20 protein-coding genes are annotated in these 14261 nt (G+C 62.5%); 9 read left to right on the top strand and 11 right to left on the bottom strand.

Annotation, left to right across the window (positions count from 1 at the left end; translation table 11 throughout):
• A complete protein-coding gene (locus JI748_RS02660; protein ID WP_201634816.1) occupies window positions 1-372 on the top strand; it encodes a DoxX family protein in 372 nt (123 codons plus the stop codon).
• Between the two features lie 36 nt (window positions 373-408).
• Here the strand turns inward: JI748_RS02660 and JI748_RS02655 are convergent, their stop codons facing one another.
• Window positions 409-810: a hypothetical protein gene (locus JI748_RS02655; protein ID WP_201634814.1), complete on the bottom strand. Its 402-nt coding sequence runs from the start codon at window positions 808-810 to the stop codon at window positions 409-411.
• Window positions 811-1009: 199 nt separating this feature from the next.
• Here JI748_RS02655 and JI748_RS02650 point away from each other — a divergent pair, with 199 nt between their 5' ends.
• Together JI748_RS02650 and JI748_RS02645 are read left to right on the top strand one after the other, a co-directional pair.
• The gene (locus tag JI748_RS02650; RefSeq protein WP_201634812.1) at window positions 1010-1543 is read left to right on the top strand and encodes a response regulator; all 534 of its coding nucleotides are present in this window, start codon (window positions 1010-1012) and stop codon (window positions 1541-1543) included.
• Window positions 1533-2015: a hypothetical protein gene (locus JI748_RS02645; protein ID WP_201634810.1), complete on the top strand. Its 483-nt coding sequence runs from the start codon at window positions 1533-1535 to the stop codon at window positions 2013-2015. Before JI748_RS02650 ends, JI748_RS02645 begins: the two co-directional genes overlap by 11 nt.
• Here JI748_RS02645 and JI748_RS02640 read toward each other — a convergent pair.
• The 4 genes from JI748_RS02640 to JI748_RS02625 all read right to left on the bottom strand — a co-directional run bounded on the left by JI748_RS02640 (window position 2012) and on the right by JI748_RS02625 (window position 4515).
• A complete protein-coding gene (locus tag JI748_RS02640; protein ID WP_201634808.1) occupies window positions 2012-2584 on the bottom strand; it encodes a peptidase inhibitor family I36 protein in 573 nt (190 codons plus the stop codon). The two genes, JI748_RS02645 and JI748_RS02640, sit on opposite strands and share 4 nt — an antisense overlap.
• 113 nt (window positions 2585-2697) lie before the next feature.
• Window positions 2698-3360 carry an SH3 domain-containing protein gene (locus JI748_RS02635; protein WP_201634806.1) on the bottom strand — a complete coding sequence of 221 codons (663 nt, stop codon included), beginning with the start codon at window positions 3358-3360 and terminating at the stop codon, window positions 2698-2700.
• Between the two features lie 172 nt (window positions 3361-3532).
• Entirely contained in the window at window positions 3533-3925 is a 393-nt protein-coding gene (gene yciA / locus JI748_RS02630) for an acyl-CoA thioester hydrolase YciA (RefSeq protein WP_201634804.1), read from the bottom strand.
• On the bottom strand, window positions 3922-4515 hold the full coding sequence (locus JI748_RS02625; RefSeq protein ID WP_201634802.1) for a thymidine kinase: 594 nt from the start codon (window positions 4513-4515) through the stop codon (window positions 3922-3924). The genes yciA and JI748_RS02625 overlap by 4 nt, the downstream gene beginning before the upstream one ends.
• Before the next feature lie 132 nt (window positions 4516-4647).
• On the opposite strand from JI748_RS02625, the gene JI748_RS02620 reads away from it, so the two are divergent.
• Window positions 4648-5040: a DUF2147 domain-containing protein gene (locus JI748_RS02620; RefSeq protein WP_201634800.1), complete on the top strand. Its 393-nt coding sequence runs from the start codon at window positions 4648-4650 to the stop codon at window positions 5038-5040.
• Entirely contained in the window at window positions 5037-5420 is a 384-nt protein-coding gene (locus JI748_RS02615; protein WP_201634798.1) for a DUF2147 domain-containing protein, read from the top strand. Before JI748_RS02620 ends, JI748_RS02615 begins: the two co-directional genes overlap by 4 nt.
• 127 nt (window positions 5421-5547) lie before the next feature.
• Here the strand turns inward: JI748_RS02615 and JI748_RS02610 are convergent, their stop codons facing one another.
• The 5 genes from JI748_RS02610 to JI748_RS02590 form a co-directional block, all read right to left on the bottom strand.
• Window positions 5548-6453, bottom strand: coding sequence for a DMT family transporter (locus JI748_RS02610; protein WP_201634796.1), 906 nt, complete (start codon window positions 6451-6453; stop codon window positions 5548-5550).
• Between the two features lie 2 nt (window positions 6454-6455).
• Window positions 6456-7685, bottom strand: a complete 1230-nt coding sequence (locus JI748_RS02605) for an aminotransferase class V-fold PLP-dependent enzyme (RefSeq protein WP_201634794.1) — start codon at window positions 7683-7685, stop codon at window positions 6456-6458.
• Between the two features lie 94 nt (window positions 7686-7779).
• Window positions 7780-8406, bottom strand: coding sequence for a Spy/CpxP family protein refolding chaperone (locus tag JI748_RS02600; protein ID WP_201634792.1), 627 nt, complete (start codon window positions 8404-8406; stop codon window positions 7780-7782).
• Between the two features lie 111 nt (window positions 8407-8517).
• Window positions 8518-8946 (bottom strand): CBS domain-containing protein, encoded by a 429-nt coding sequence (locus tag JI748_RS02595; protein WP_201634790.1) that lies wholly within the window; start codon window positions 8944-8946, stop codon window positions 8518-8520.
• A 127-nt stretch (window positions 8947-9073) separates the two neighbouring features.
• Window positions 9074-9322 (bottom strand): hypothetical protein, encoded by a 249-nt coding sequence (locus JI748_RS02590; RefSeq protein WP_201634788.1) that lies wholly within the window; start codon window positions 9320-9322, stop codon window positions 9074-9076.
• A 194-nt stretch (window positions 9323-9516) separates the two neighbouring features.
• Here JI748_RS02590 and JI748_RS02585 point away from each other — a divergent pair, with 194 nt between their 5' ends.
• The 4 genes from JI748_RS02585 (at window position 9517) to JI748_RS02570 (ending at window position 13461) form a co-directional block, all read left to right on the top strand.
• On the top strand, window positions 9517-9930 hold the full coding sequence (locus tag JI748_RS02585; protein ID WP_201634786.1) for a DUF4864 domain-containing protein: 414 nt from the start codon (window positions 9517-9519) through the stop codon (window positions 9928-9930).
• Between the two features lie 347 nt (window positions 9931-10277).
• Window positions 10278-11342 (top strand): LacI family DNA-binding transcriptional regulator, encoded by a 1065-nt coding sequence (locus JI748_RS02580; RefSeq protein ID WP_201634784.1) that lies wholly within the window; start codon window positions 10278-10280, stop codon window positions 11340-11342.
• A 58-nt stretch (window positions 11343-11400) separates the two neighbouring features.
• Window positions 11401-12603: a pyridoxal phosphate-dependent aminotransferase gene (locus tag JI748_RS02575; RefSeq protein ID WP_201634781.1), complete on the top strand. Its 1203-nt coding sequence runs from the start codon at window positions 11401-11403 to the stop codon at window positions 12601-12603.
• A 102-nt stretch (window positions 12604-12705) separates the two neighbouring features.
• Window positions 12706-13461 (top strand): GGDEF domain-containing protein, encoded by a 756-nt coding sequence (locus tag JI748_RS02570; RefSeq protein ID WP_201634779.1) that lies wholly within the window; start codon window positions 12706-12708, stop codon window positions 13459-13461.
• Here JI748_RS02570 and JI748_RS02565 read toward each other — a convergent pair.
• Window positions 13458-14258: a hypothetical protein gene (locus tag JI748_RS02565; RefSeq protein WP_201634777.1), complete on the bottom strand. Its 801-nt coding sequence runs from the start codon at window positions 14256-14258 to the stop codon at window positions 13458-13460. The two genes, JI748_RS02570 and JI748_RS02565, sit on opposite strands and share 4 nt — an antisense overlap.
• Window positions 14259-14261: the final 3 nt, after the last annotated feature.

Genomic DNA, 14261 nt, shown 5'->3' with positions numbered 1-14261 from the left:
ATGAAGATCGCGGGTTGGGTTCTGAGCGTGCTGATAGCCCTTTTTCTGGCGGGCGCCTCGGCTGCGCCCAAGATCATGGGCATGGAAGCCGCCATCGAACCCATGCAAGTGGTCGGCTGGCCGCTCAAATACTTGCTGCTGATCGCAGCCATCGAGATCGGCTGCATGATCCTCTTCCTCATCCCGCGCACCGCCCTTCTGGGCGCCGTCCTGACTACCGGTCTCCTCGGCGGCTCGCTCGCTGCAAACCTGCGGGTCGACAACCCACTCTTCAGCCACACGCTTTTCAGCGTCTATCTCGGCCTCGCCATCTGGCTGGCCCTGTGGCTGCGCGATGAACAAGTCCGCGCTGTCTTCCCATTTCGGCGCTAACCGAAAAGCCGGGCGGGTAAGCCGCCCGGCCGATCGTCACTCGGCGGCCTGGAGACGAACGCCTTGGGCAGCCGCCGGCATGAAGATCACCCAGGCGGCGATCAGCACACCCGCTGCCACCATCAGCGATCCGACAGCGACGGGCGCTTCCATGCCCGGCGTGCCCTTGAGCAGGAAGTAGAGCGAGGCGGTCATCACTGTCACGCCGGCCGTGTAGAGCCAGAAATGGAGGCGCGGCAGCAGGCCCTGGGCCTTGGCTGGGTTAAGTGCGTAATAGGCACCGAAAACGGCGCTCGTAACCCAGCCGAGCAGGTTAATATGAGCATGCGCCCCCGTCACGTCATGGTTCTGGCTAATCGACATGGCGAGGCCCAGCCCGATGCCGACCATCAAGAACACGATGCCGGCACGGAAAAACAAATGCGATACACTTGGCATGATGAAATCCCCCGTGTTGCGGCCGCGGTTCGAATGCCCTCAACACCGCGGCGCACGCTGAGGATACCCCTTCTCCGTGTTCGCCACCAGCGGCTGCAACAGTTCAAGTCCGTGTTCGACAAGGCTAGGCAATTTTACGGACTATCAGCAGTTTGCGCCTAAACTGGGTGCCATGGCGCTCAAGTTTGCGGAAGATTCGGTGAATTTGTCGGAGATCGGTTTTCTTGTAGCCGATCCCAGCGATCTATACCGGGAGCTCTTTCGTCGCTTGCTCTATGGGTTCGGCGCCAAGAAGGTCCTGGAGGCCCGCGACACCCAGACCGCCAAACGCCTGATGGTGGATCGTGGCGTTGATTTCCTGATCTGCGCCGCCGATCTGCCCACCCTTGGCGCGCCCAACAAGCCCGGCAGCGGCCTTGCCTTCGTCAAATCCATTCGCCTCGACACCAAGCACCCGCAACGCGCCATTCCCATGATCGTCACCATGGGGACGGCCCGCCGCGTTTCAGTAGGTCAGTCACGCGACAGCGGCGTCAATTTCGTCCTGTCCAAGCCGGTGTCTGCGGTCGTGCTCTACGATCGCATCAACTGGATAGCCCGCCGCCCCCGCCCATTCTGGGAAAGCCCGAGCTATTTCGGCCCGGACCGCCGCTTCCGGGAGATCGATTTCGACACCATGCCTAAGCGGCGCCAATCTGACCTTTCAGAAGCCGAGCCCGCCGATGCCGAGTGAGACCCCGGGCCGCCTGATCGAAGTTAAGACCAAGTTCCATAGCGAGGCACTCAAGCCCGGCGGCATCGCTCGCAGCGGCGCACATATGGCGGCAGTCCGCTCAGTCGCGGCACTCAAGGCGCAAGTCGAGCAGCAGCTTGACACCTGCATTGCCCCCCTCGCCGAAACCCTGCGCAACTGGCCGGCGCCAGATGTGGCCAAAGCCTGCGAACAGGCCGCCCAGATACGCGACACTGCCGGCCTCGCCGATATGCATCTTCTGACCGAAGTGGCCATGCATAGCTTTGATTGCCTCGATGCCGTGCTGATTGATGGCGCCACCATGGAGCGGGCCGAAGCGGTCTGCTATGCCGACGCGCTGATTTTCGCCCGCCAAAACCGCGGCACCAATATTGAACCCTTCCTGCCATTGCTCAAGGACTTGGAGAGCCTCACGACCCTCGTCATCAGCCGCAATCGCAAGACCGCTTAGTAGACGCGGACCGAGGAAAGGTTTTTCCGCAGATACGGATCGATAGCCGGCTGGCTTTCGACGATCCGCTCACAATAGGACTGGAAGAACCGGTCGCGGCAAATGGCGGCGCTGGTTGGCGTCACAACCTGAATTGAGGAAATCTGGTTATCCCAGCCCCAGAGCGCCAGATCCTGGAACACGTCGCCCGTATCGGCACAGAAGGAACGGCCAGTATAGTTCGTGCCCGCATAGAAGCACATTGCGCCACCTGCGAGGTCCCGCTGCGGCGCATCGGGATCAAGTATCGGCCAGTACGGATCTTTGCCGAAGTCGATGGCGCCGTTCCGTGTCCAGCCGCGGCCGCCCGGGCCATCCACATTACACCAGAGCTTCTGGCAGCGCAGGATCTTGATGGCCACTTCGCCCGGGATCTCACCCACGATATCGTATTCGTTGCCCGGGCCGGAATGAAGCGTCAGCGCTGCACGGCTCCAGCCGTGGCTTCCCGATTCTGAAAGCGCCATGCTCGGCGCCGTGGGCGCAATGGCAAGGACCAAAGCAAGGACAAAGGCAAACAGCGAGCGCATGAGAGAAAACTTTCGGCAAGGTGCAGCGCGAACTTAGCCGGTCATTGCCCGCGATGCAAAAGCAAAGCGCCGCCCCAAGGGACGGCGCTTGCATTCATTTAGCTCAAGACCGATTAACGGACGCGAACCGAGGCGCTGTAATCGTCGAGATCACCGAGCGACGAAGCGCTGGTCGTGTAGGTGCGGCAGCCGCGGTAGTTTTCGTCGGTGCAGATCTGGACGCTGAGGCCCGAAGGATTGTCGATCGACGAGATGCGGTCGGCCCAATCGCCAAGGTCACGCAGGCCTGCGCCCTGTTCGAGACAGAAGCTGGCACCACGCAGACGCGTGCGGTCATAGAAGCACACATCCTCATAGACCGGCTGCACGACCGGCGGGCGCGGGCCCGGACGCGGCGGCTGGGGCTGCGGCTGCTGACCGACGCCGAAATTGATCGACGGACCGCCCGGCACGTTGATGCCGAAATTGATGCCCGGCTGCTGGGCCTGACCACCACCACCACCGCCGCTCACATACTGCGACGAGACCCAGCCATCAGGACCTGGCTTGGTAATATAGCACCACGAACCCTGGCACTGCTGCACATCGACAGCGGTCCCGGCGCGTGCGGTGTCGACCACACCATAGTTCGTGCCCGGACCCGAGCGCACATTGACGTTCTGGGTAACGGTACCGGGAGCGGCCTGCGCTGCGGGCAGGAACACGACGACGGCTGCTGCTGCTACGGCGACGCCAGTAGCCAGGTTGACGATCTTCTTGCGGGTCTGACGGTGCATTTCTTTGCTCCCTGTTCTGGCAAACCGGCCCCGAACAACGGGACAACGCTTGCGGCTGCCAAGCCGATTGATTGTGACCGGAGAAACGGAGCCGCCTGGAAAAGAGTTCCGGCCCTGCTCTGCAAGTCATGAGTTGAGTTAATCTTGGGCCGGCTGAATGGCACCTGAACGGCTACTCGGCCGGGATGGCCCGCTTCTGTCCATTTTCGTCGAGCGACACATAAACAAAGCGCGCCTCGGTCACCTGCTGGCGGTCGTCCAGCCGGTTGCGCCGCACCCAGGCTTCGATGCCCACCGTCACCGACGTCGTCCCCACCCGCTCGATCCGCGTATAAACGCAGAGCACGTCGCCAACCTTGACCGGCGCGATGAAGGTCATGGCCTCCACCGCAACCGTCACCACGCGGCCGCGCACCCTTTCTACCGCCGCGATGGCACCAGCAATATCCATCTGGCTCATCACCCAGCCGCCAAAGATATCGCCCGCTGGATTGGTATCGGCCGGCATGGCCAGCGTGCGGATGGTGAGGCTGCCCTGTGGCTCGGTCGTGGTCTTTTCCATCATGGTCCCTTTACCGGCCAGCGGCCGACCTCTTCTTCCCAGTGCTTGCGGCAGAGCGACAGGTAGACCGATTTTTCGATCGCCACCTGGTCGCCATCGGTCAGCACGCGTCCGTCCATATCCTGCCGCACCACCATCGTTGCCTTGGCGCCGCAGGTGCAGATAGTGCGAATTTCGCGCAGCACATCGGCAATCGCCAAAAGCTCCATCGAGCCCGGAAAGAGCTTGCCCTGGAAATCCGTTCGCAGCCCGAATGTCATCACCGGGATACGAAGCCGGTCGGCGACCCGCGCCAGCTGCCAGACCTGATCGCGCGTCAAAAACTGCGCTTCATCGACAAAGACGCAATCGACCTTGGACTCTTCATCGAAGTCCCGCACCGACTGATAAAGGTCGTCGTCGGCCGCAAAGAGCTCCGCCGGCTCGGAAATACCGATGCGCGACGAGATCAATCCGACCCCGTCCGCGACATAAAGCGAAGAGGTATAAAGCAGCGGCCGCATGCCGCGCTCGCGGTAGTTGTAGGCGGCCTGCAGCAGCAAGGTGGACTTGCCGGCATTCATCGCCGCATAGGAAAAATAGAGCTTGGCCATGTTGAGGGTTGTGCGCCAGCCAAGGCTCGTGTGCGAGTGCAAAACCCGACGATCCCCAACAAAACGGATCGGCGTTCAGCCTCGGTTCAGACGCAATGGGGCCTGATCATCGCTATCAGTTCGGAGCGTCCCATGTACACCATCACCCGTCTTGCCCTTGCCGCCGCCCTCACGATCGGAGCCGCCCTGCCCGCCACTGCCGCCTCGCCGAATGGTGTCTGGGAGCTCAACACCAAAGACACCCGCTTCGCGCTCGAGCTTTGCGGCGACGGTACGCAACTTTGCGGTCAGCTGGTCTGGCTGTCCGACGCCGATTACAACGAGCAGTATAAACCCTATCTCAACAAGCCCATGGCCACCGCCCTTCGACCAGACGGCGCCAATCGCTGGAAAGGCAAGATGCAGCTCTTCGGCCACAGCTTTCAGGGGACTATCACCGCCCACAGCGACGAGCACATGACCATGTCCGGTTGCGCCTTCCTGGTTGTCTGCAAAACCTACGAAATGTACCGGGTCACCCAATGAATGCAGCCGCTCGCCTTGGTCTTCTCCTAACACTTGCGACGGTCGTGCCGGCGGTGGCCAGCCCGGTCGGCACCTGGGAAATCGAGATGCGCGACTCGCGCTACGAGGTCGCCCTTTGCGGCGATGGCACCCAGCTCTGCGCCACGCTGATCTGGCTCGGCAACGGCGCCGACAGCCCCGAAAACCTGCCCTATCTCAACACCATGATGATCGACCATGCCAACCAGGTCGCGCCCGGTCGCTGGAAAGGCCAGCTCAGCATCTACGGTCAACGCGCCGAAGGCACGATCACCCAGGTCAGCAACGATCAGATCACGCTCAAAGGCTGCGTGGCCTTCGTTTTGTGCAAGACCTACCAGATGTATCGCTACAATCAGTAGGGATTGGCACTGCAACGTCCACACACTCGATTGTCACCCCGGGCTCGACCCGGGGCCCACCCCGAGATCTCAAGATGGCTCCCCGCCCGCGCGGGGATGACAGCTGGTGGATCATCATAGTCGGTAGCTAATTCACCGTCCTTGGCACATGCACCTTCCGCCGCGCCCAAAGCGGCGGCACCGCCTCGACCAGAAGGATCGCCGCAAAGATCAGCGCCGCGCCAGCATAACCGATCACTGGCAACCGCTCGCCCAGGAGCAGCGCGCCGCCCAGTGCCGCAAACAGGCTTTCCGCCGACAAGACGATCGCCGCATTGGCCGCGGGCACATGCTGCTGCCCGATGGCCTGGAAGGTAAAGGCCACCGCCGTCGACAACACCGCCGCATAGGCGAGCTCCACCCAACCCGAGCTCACCGCTTCCACGCTTGGCGCCTCGAGAACCAGCGCCAGAACACTGGCCGCCACGCCGGCCGCCAGAAAGCTGATTGCGGACACAAAGATCGGCAGGCCCGTTTCGCGCGCCACATGCCCCAGCAGCACGACGTGAAAACCCCAGAACACAGCTCCAAGAGTGATCAGCCAGTCGCCGGAGTTGAAACTCGAAAAGCCCCCGCCATTGAGATAGTAGGTCCCAATCAATGCCATCGGCACCCCGACCAGGATGATCGGATGCGGCCGAGCCTTGAACAGCAAGAAGCCGATGATCGGCACGAAGAACACGTAAAGCGCGGTCAAGAACCCGCCATTGGTCGCCGTCGTTGTCGCCAATCCTGCCTGCTGCAACCAGATGCCGAAAAAGAACACGACGCTGAGCGCCACCACCAGCCACCACTGGCGGGCGGTGATAGGCCCCGGCCGGCGCCGCCGTTCATGCAGCGCCAGCGGCAGCACCAGCAATCCACCAAGGATGAACCGCACACCGGCAAAGGTCAGCGGCCCCATACTGTCCATGGCGGACTTCTGCGCGATAAAGGCAAAGCCCCAGAACATGGTGCAGACGAGCAGCATTAAGGTCGCAAGCGGACGCGACATGGCTAGAGCTCTGCGTCCAGGGCCGCGATCAGCTGCTGGATTTCTTCCGGTGTCGTGTAGTGGGTAAAGCTCAGCCGCAAGACGCCATGCTGCGGATCGATCCCCAGCGCCTCCATCAGCCGCCAGGCATAGAAATTCCCGCCCGCGGCCATAATGCCATGCTGGGCCAACCGCTTGGCCACCACAGCGCCCGGCTCCGCATGCCGAAGCGCGATCGTGGGCGCTCGCAGCTCCGGATCGTCGGGCCCGATCAGGCGCACATCGTTGCGGTTCCGCAAATAGTCGAGCAGCGGCCGCCCCAGCGCAATTTCCTGCGCCCGCATCGCCGCATGAGCGCGCCGAAACGCACCCTTGCCCTCGACGGCAGCTCCGGCGATTTCGGCCACCTGCTCGAGATAATCCGCAATGCCGGCGCTCGCGGCGATCTGCGCATGGTCCGGCCCGGCTGGCGTCAGCCGATAGCGCGGCTTGCCCTCGTTGAAGAAGTGCCCCTGGTTCGGCAGTTGCGCCGCCAGTTCCGGACGAACGGCCATCACGCCCTGATGCGGCCCGTAAACCTTATAGGCCGAGAAGAAATAGATGTCGGCGCCGAGCGCCTCGAGGTCGGGAATGCCATGCGGCGCATAGCTCACGCCATCAACGGCCAGCACTGCACCCACGGCATGTGCCCGCGCCGCAATTTCGGCCACCGGGTTGATCTCGCCGACGACGTTGGAGCAATGCGTCGCCGCAACCAGCTTCACCCGCTCGTCCAGCACCGCATCGAGATCGGCCAGCGACAGCCGTCCCGTTTGCCGGTCCACCGACCATTCGCGCACCTCGATACCGCGCGCCGACAGGCGTCGCCAGGCGCCGGTATTGGCTTCGTGATCCTGGTTGGTGACGACGATCGCATCGCCTTCCTTGAGCCAGCCGCCAAAGGCATTAGCCAGCACATAGGTATTGGCCGAGGACGACGGCCCGAAATGGATCCAGTCCGCCGAAACGTTGAACGCCTCTGCCATGCGCTGATAGGCCAGGTTCATCGCCTCGCCCGCTTCGATCGACGCCGGATAAACGCCATAGGGCTGCACCTTGGTCCGGCGATAATAGCTGTCCAGCCGGTCGAGAACCGCCTGTGCCGTATAGGAGCCACCAGCATTCTCAAAGAATGCCTGGCCTTGAAGGCTCGGCTCGGCAAAAGCGGGGAACAGCGCGCGAATGCGGGCCGGATCAAGGGGAAGCGTGGTCATAGGTCGTCCAGGGGGTGAGGTGGACGATTGGTAGTCGAGCCTTGCGCAAAAGCAAACCCCGGCCGTCGCGGGCCGGGGTTGCAGTAGAGCGGTTTTAGCCGCGGTTCGGCCCGCCCATCGGACGGCCGCCAGGTCCACCGTGATGCGGCCCGCCATCGTGGGGTCCACGCGGACCACCACGCTCGCCACGCTCCGGCATAAGCTGCGCCTTCTGCGCATCGGTAAGGCTGTCGAAAAACGCCGTATACGAGGGCTGCACCGCCTGAAGCGCCGCCAATTGTGCCTCGGTCATGGCGATCCGGTTTTCGAGCCGCTCGCTCATGTCCGGCATCGCAGCAACCTCTTGCCCCTCAACCGGCGGCTGCGGACGCAGGCCCTCAATTGCCGTTTCGAAAGTTTCGGCCGCAGCTAGGGCATCGCTCTTGAGCGTGACGAACAGCGTCTGCTGCTCGTCAGTCAGCTCGATGGCGTGGCTGAGCCGCACCAGCGCAATCTCGACGCCTTCGGCGCCGCGTTCAAAGCCGAGCATGCCGCCAAAGCCGCCGCCGTGACGAGGCCCACCGGGCAGGCCCGGAGCCGGTGGCGTCACAGTCGGCTCGGCCGGTTGCGCCTGCTGCGTGGCGGGTGCCGCGTCCTGCGCCCAAACCGGCACAACGGCCGAAACGCCCAGCGTTGCCGTCAACAGGACGACTGCTGTCTTTGCGGAAATGGTCTTCATCATAATCCTCCTTGCATGGGATAAGTGCGGGGGTCACCGGCACAAACCCACCCTAGAGGAGCCTCCCTCGTCGCGACCTTGCGACGACGTGAAGCTTTGGCAAGCTTGGTAAGGTCAGCTTCCGATATACTCGCGCATCGCTTCGGCCTCGTGTTCCACTTCCTCGATCTTGTGCTTGACCACGTCACCGATTGAGATGATCCCGATCAGCACGCCGCCCTCCACCACCGGCATGTGCCGAATCCGGCGACGCGTCATCCGCTCCATCACGTCGGCGATGTCGGTGCTGCGCTCGCAGGTGACCACGCCCCGCGTCATGATAGAAGCAATCGGCGCTTGAAGTGCGTCTTCCGTGACCCGTCCCAACTGCCGCACGATATCACGCTCTGAAAGGATGCCGGTGATCCCCCCGTTAGCGCCGGTGATCACCACTGCCCCGATATTGTGCGTGTTCAGCAGCGCAACCGCATCGGCCAAAGTGCTGGTCTCGGCGATCGTGTAGACCGCTCCGCCCTTGCTGTTCAGGATCGTGTCGACTTGCATGAAACCGTCCTCCGCCTAAAAAGCAAAGTGTGCGCCGGGCACGGACAGGCTGCAATACTCACAAGGTCTAAATGAAAAAGACCGGCGCTGCGGCCGGTCAGTCTTCTCGTCAGGGGAATAGCGGAGGTCACCCGCCGCGGCGCGGGGTCCACTCCGGACGCCGCTGGCGCCTCGGCTGAACCTCGACCGGAATTCTGCCGCGCAAGGCAAATCGCGCGACTTCGAACAGGAGAACCAGAACCAGCAAAGTCAGTGGCACCATGAAGACCGCCACTTGCGTATCAGCCTGGCTGGCAATGTTGGCCGCCTGGGCTGGAGACACGCCGGCAAAAAGCGCGACCGAAGAGCCAAGGGCAACACCGGTCGTGCCGAGCACGGCCGCCAGTTTGAAACTTTTGCGTCTGGATGACGTAGATGAGTGCATGGGATCGACGTCTTTCCTCGTTTCAACGAGCGGCAACTGACCACGTCAATGCGGTCCGACTGTGAAGCGTTTCGGGACGATGCCGGACCATTTGGCGGCCAAACTGTGGCAGGAGCCACCGCGCCGCGCGAACATGGGAGCCGATCATGCGTGCAGTTCTGGGCCTGGTGTTAAGTGTGTTAGCCGTCAATCCTATCCTTGCGCAGGAGGCCGAGACGCCTTGGCGCGACGCCGTCAACGCGCAAATTGAAGCCTTTCGCAGCGGCGACGCCGAGACCGCGCTCGAATATGCCGGCGCCGCCTTCAAAAACACCTATAAGGACCCGGAACGCTTCCTCGCCGATGTGGAACGCGCCGGCTACGCACCAATCGTCGCCTCCCGCACCCACAGTTTTGGCACCTTCCGCGAGTTCGGCGAAACTGCCGTCATCCAGATCGTCAATCTAGTCGGCCCCGACCAGAGCCTCTACGAAGCCGCCTACCAGCTCGCCAACGAGCCCGACGAAGGCTGGCGCGTCCAAGGCGTCGTCATGCGCAAGACGGAAGGGATGGGGATATAGGCTCCCGCCCTCTGATCCGCGTCGACGGGTAAGCTCATGCAGGAACATGCGTGTGCTGGATGCCGTACCCGTTTGTGTGACTGATGCGCTTGATTAACTGCTGGAACAAACCCACCAGCCTACCGTCTCGGCGATCTTCGTTGATCACGAGGACCGCGTGTTCCGGTTCGTCCCAAGCCTGATGATAGATGTCCTTGTAGAGATAGCTTGCGGGTATCATAAGTGCTCTCCATTGAATCGGTTCAAAGGCGAAATGAAGAAGTCTTGAACCGGTTCAATCTGCACCCGCCGATTACACGAGTCAAGCCGAAATTGAACCGATCCAAGAACTCTGTTAAGTTGGCGGCATGAACAAGTCCTCGTCCGAACCTATCCGTTTGCGCGATGTTGCCCGCGAAGCAGGCGTCTCCCAGGGCACTGCGTCCAATGTCTTCAACCGGCCGGAAGTGGTCCGGGAAGAGGTCCGTGCCCGGGTGCTCGAAGCAGCGGAAAAACTTGGTTATGCCGGACCTTCTGTCGCGGGGCGCCTCCTGCGCGCAGGCAAGGTCAACGCAGTCGGCGTCGCCGCTATCGAACCGCTAAGCTACTTCTTCGAGGATCCCTGGGCCCGCAACCTCCTTAAGCACATCTCGGACATCTGCGATGCCCAGGGCGCCGGTGTGGCTTTGGTCTCGGCTAAGAGCGATGAACGTTTGGACTGGAACATCCAATCCGCCGTAGTTGACGGATTTATTCTCCTTTGCGTCGAAGGCGGCGACAGGCTTGTGGAAGTCACGCGCGCGCGCCAACTGCCCTATGTCGCCCTGGCTATAGGCGGCGATGACCCTTCCATTCCGGCGATCGGCGTCGACAACGTCTCCGGCGCAAAACTGGCAGCTGAACATCTTCTCTCCCTCGGGCACCGTCACCTTGCTGCGCTCGCGACCACCTTTGGCATTGATGGCATGGGATATGCCGATGAGGCGCATGTGCGTGCTGCTATGTATTCGACCTCGCGGGATCGCGCCTTTGGCTACTGGGAGGCTCTTGGCGACGTTGGCCTCAACCCTGCCGACATGCCCATCTACGAAACCCGCGAAACCCGGGACAGCACCCACGCCATGATCGAACTCATGTTCGCCGCCGAACAGCGTCCCACCGGCATCCTCGCCATGTCGGACAAGCTTGCCATGTGGTCGCTCGAATGGCTCGCCGCCCGCAAGATCAAGGTTCCGGAGGACGTCTCAGTCATCGGCTTCGACGGAGTCCCGGAAGCTGCATTCTCACTGCCGCCCTTGACCACGATGGAACAACCCATGGCAAAGATTGCACGTATGGCGGTGGACGCCGCCATGGGCGGGGAACAGATTGCCGGAAAGCACTTGCTGGACGCCGTGATTGTCGTCCGTGAGAGCACTGCGCCACCGCGCTAGCCCCTTCCCGCCGCCCCTGCCTTTGGCTAAACCCTCCGGGAACATTCCGGAGGCACCAATGGCTTTTCTGTCCGACGCCCTTTCCCGCGTGGCCCCCTCTGCAACAGTGGCTATCAGCCAGAAGGCCCGCGTCCTGGCCGCAGAAGGCCGCGACATCATTGCCCTTTCTGCCGGCGAGCCGGATTTCGACACGCCGCAACATGTGCGCGACGCCGCCGTCCGCGCCATGAATGAAGGCAAGACGCGCTACACCAATGTCGACGGTATTGCCGAGCTCAAGGACGCCGTGGCGCAAAAGTTTCGTCGCGACAACGGCCTCGACGTTTCCGCCGCCGACTGCTTTGTTTCCTCTGGCGGCAAGCAGATCATCTTCAACGCGCTGATGGCCACCCTCAATCCCGGCGACGAAGTCGTGGTCCCGGTCCCCTACTGGGTCAGCTACCCCGAAATTGTCCGCCTCTGCGGCGCCGAACCGGTCTTTGCCGTCGCCGATGCCTCGACCGGCTTTAAGCTCAGCCCCGAAGCATTGGAGCGGGCAATTACCCCCGCCACCAAGTGGCTAATCCTCAACACGCCTTCCAACCCTACTGGTGCCGCCTACACGGCCGCAGAGCTGCGCGGCCTGGCCGACGTGCTGCTGCGTAACCCCTATGTCCACATCCTGACCGACGACATCTACGAAGTGCTGGTCTATGATGGCGGCACTTTCGCCACCATCGCCCAGGTCGAACCGGCGCTTCAGCCCCGCACCCTGACCATGAACGGCGTCAGCAAATCCCACGCCATGACCGGCTGGCGCATCGGCTATTGCACCGGCCCGCGCCCGCTTCTTGCCGCCATGACCAAGCTGCAGGGCCAGTCGACATCAAACCCCACCTCCATCTCGCAATGGGCGGCTGTCGAAGCCCTCAACGGCCCGCAGGATTTTCTAAAGGACTGGCTGCAGGTCTTCCAGGCCCGCCGCGACCTTGTCGTTTCCGGCCTCAACGCCAATACCGGGCTCGATTGCCTCACCCCGGAAGGCGCCTTTTACGTCTTCCCCTCCTGCCAGCGGCTTCTGGGCAAGACCAGCGCCGGCGGCACGACGCTGACGACCGACGAAGATTTCGTCATGGCCTTGCTCGAGGAAACCGGCGTCGCCCTGGTCCACGGCACCGCCTTCGGCCTCCCGGGCCATTTCCGCCTGAGCTACGCCGCCAGCAACCGCGAACTCGAAGAAGCCGTGCGCCGCATCCAGACCTTCTGCGCCGGCATCAGCTGAGCATCTTAACCGCTCGGAAACCATCGACGGCGACGTGATTTCGGATGGCCGAACCGTCAATCTCTCCCGTGCTATGCAGCGCGCCTAGGCAGGAAAGAATCGATGGATTTCTCAGTTCGCAGCAAAGCACGAGTGTGGGCCGGAACGGTGTTGGGCACGCTGTTCTGCGTGGCTGCAGCGACCATTGTCGACGCGCCCAACTTCGCCGGCTTTACGCCCGAAGAGCTGACCAAGGCGCTCACCATCGACATCCTCCTGCCAACCGTCCTCGCCGGCCCCCTGCTCTATTTCCTTCTCAACCAGATCCGCGCCCTCGCCCTCGCCCGCGACGAAATGGCGACCATGGCGACCACCGATAGTCTCACCGGCGTGCTCAACCGCGGCGCCTTTACCATGATGGTTGAGGCCTATCTCGCCCGCGCCATGCAGACCCAGTCCGGCCCTGCCGGCTCGCTGCTCGTCATCGACGCCGATCACTTCAAGTCCATCAACGACGATTTCGGCCATTCCGCGGGCGATGATGCGCTCAAGCAGATCACCGCCCGCATCCGCTCTGCCCTTCGCTCCACCGATCTTGTCGGCCGGATCGGTGGCGAAGAATTCGGCGTCTTCCTGCCCGCCGCCAATGGCGATCAGGCCCTCATGCTTGCCGAACGCATCCGCAAGGCGGTGCGCGAAATCGCCTTCCCCGGCACCGGCCAGCACCAGCTCTCGGTCAGTATCGGCGGCGTCACCTTCCACAACGAAGGCAATTATGACCGCCTCTTCAAAGTCGCCGACCAGTGCCTCTACCTGGCAAAGGACAGCGGCCGCGACCGGGTCAACATGATCAACTATATCGGCCAGCTCGCCGCCTAAGCGCCGGCAAGCTTGGCCTTGATCTCCGCCCGTTCGGCCGCGGTCAGATCCAGCCGCTCCAGCCTGTCATCAAGCAAGACCGGCACGGCCCCGCGCTCCGGCATTACGGCCAGGGCCGTCGTGCCATCCTCCTCGAGCCACAAAGGCGCTTCGTTCTTCTTGAACCGCGAGGTGGTCAGCAGCGCTTGCTGCTTCTTGCCGACGCCATACTGGTACTGCACCACCGTGCCGCCGATCACCTTGTTAAGCTGCAGCACCGGCACGGCAACAAGGCTCAGCCTGGATCCCTGCATCGCCAAACGCCGGTTGCGGTCCTGCTGCAGGCCGGAGCGGAAAAGCGCCAGCCCGAAAATGGCCAGCAGCACCACCATGACACCAACAGTGATCGTCCGGTTCCACAGCATGTCGAGACCCAGCGACAATGTCGCCTTGGCCGGCTCCCTATCCGAGCGCACCACATCCACAGCATAATCGCCGGAGCCGAAATCGAGGAACATGAGCTCGATATCACGCTCGATCTGCTTGCCCTTGACCGCGTAACTCACATGCGCAGAGCAATCGACGAAGAACCCGCGGCTCGTGCTGCATTCGCCGTCGCTGATCAGCGCATCCTCAACCAAGACCGGATCCTGCGAGATCATCCAGTCATCCGCCACGCCCGGCACCTGCCAGATGGCGAAAAACAGGGCCAGCCCAAGAAGCAGCAGCGCCCCCAGATACCGGAAGATCCCCGGCCAAACCCCGGTGCGCTTGATTCTGATTGGCCGCTGCGGCAGCACGTTGTCGAAAGAAGTCATCGT

It is taken from the genome of Devosia rhizoryzae, from assembly GCF_016698665.1.
Classification (GTDB): domain Bacteria; phylum Pseudomonadota; class Alphaproteobacteria; order Rhizobiales; family Devosiaceae; genus Devosia; species Devosia rhizoryzae.
The sequence above is the reverse complement of the archived record's forward strand: the minus strand, read 5'-3'. Positions and strand labels throughout refer to the sequence as shown.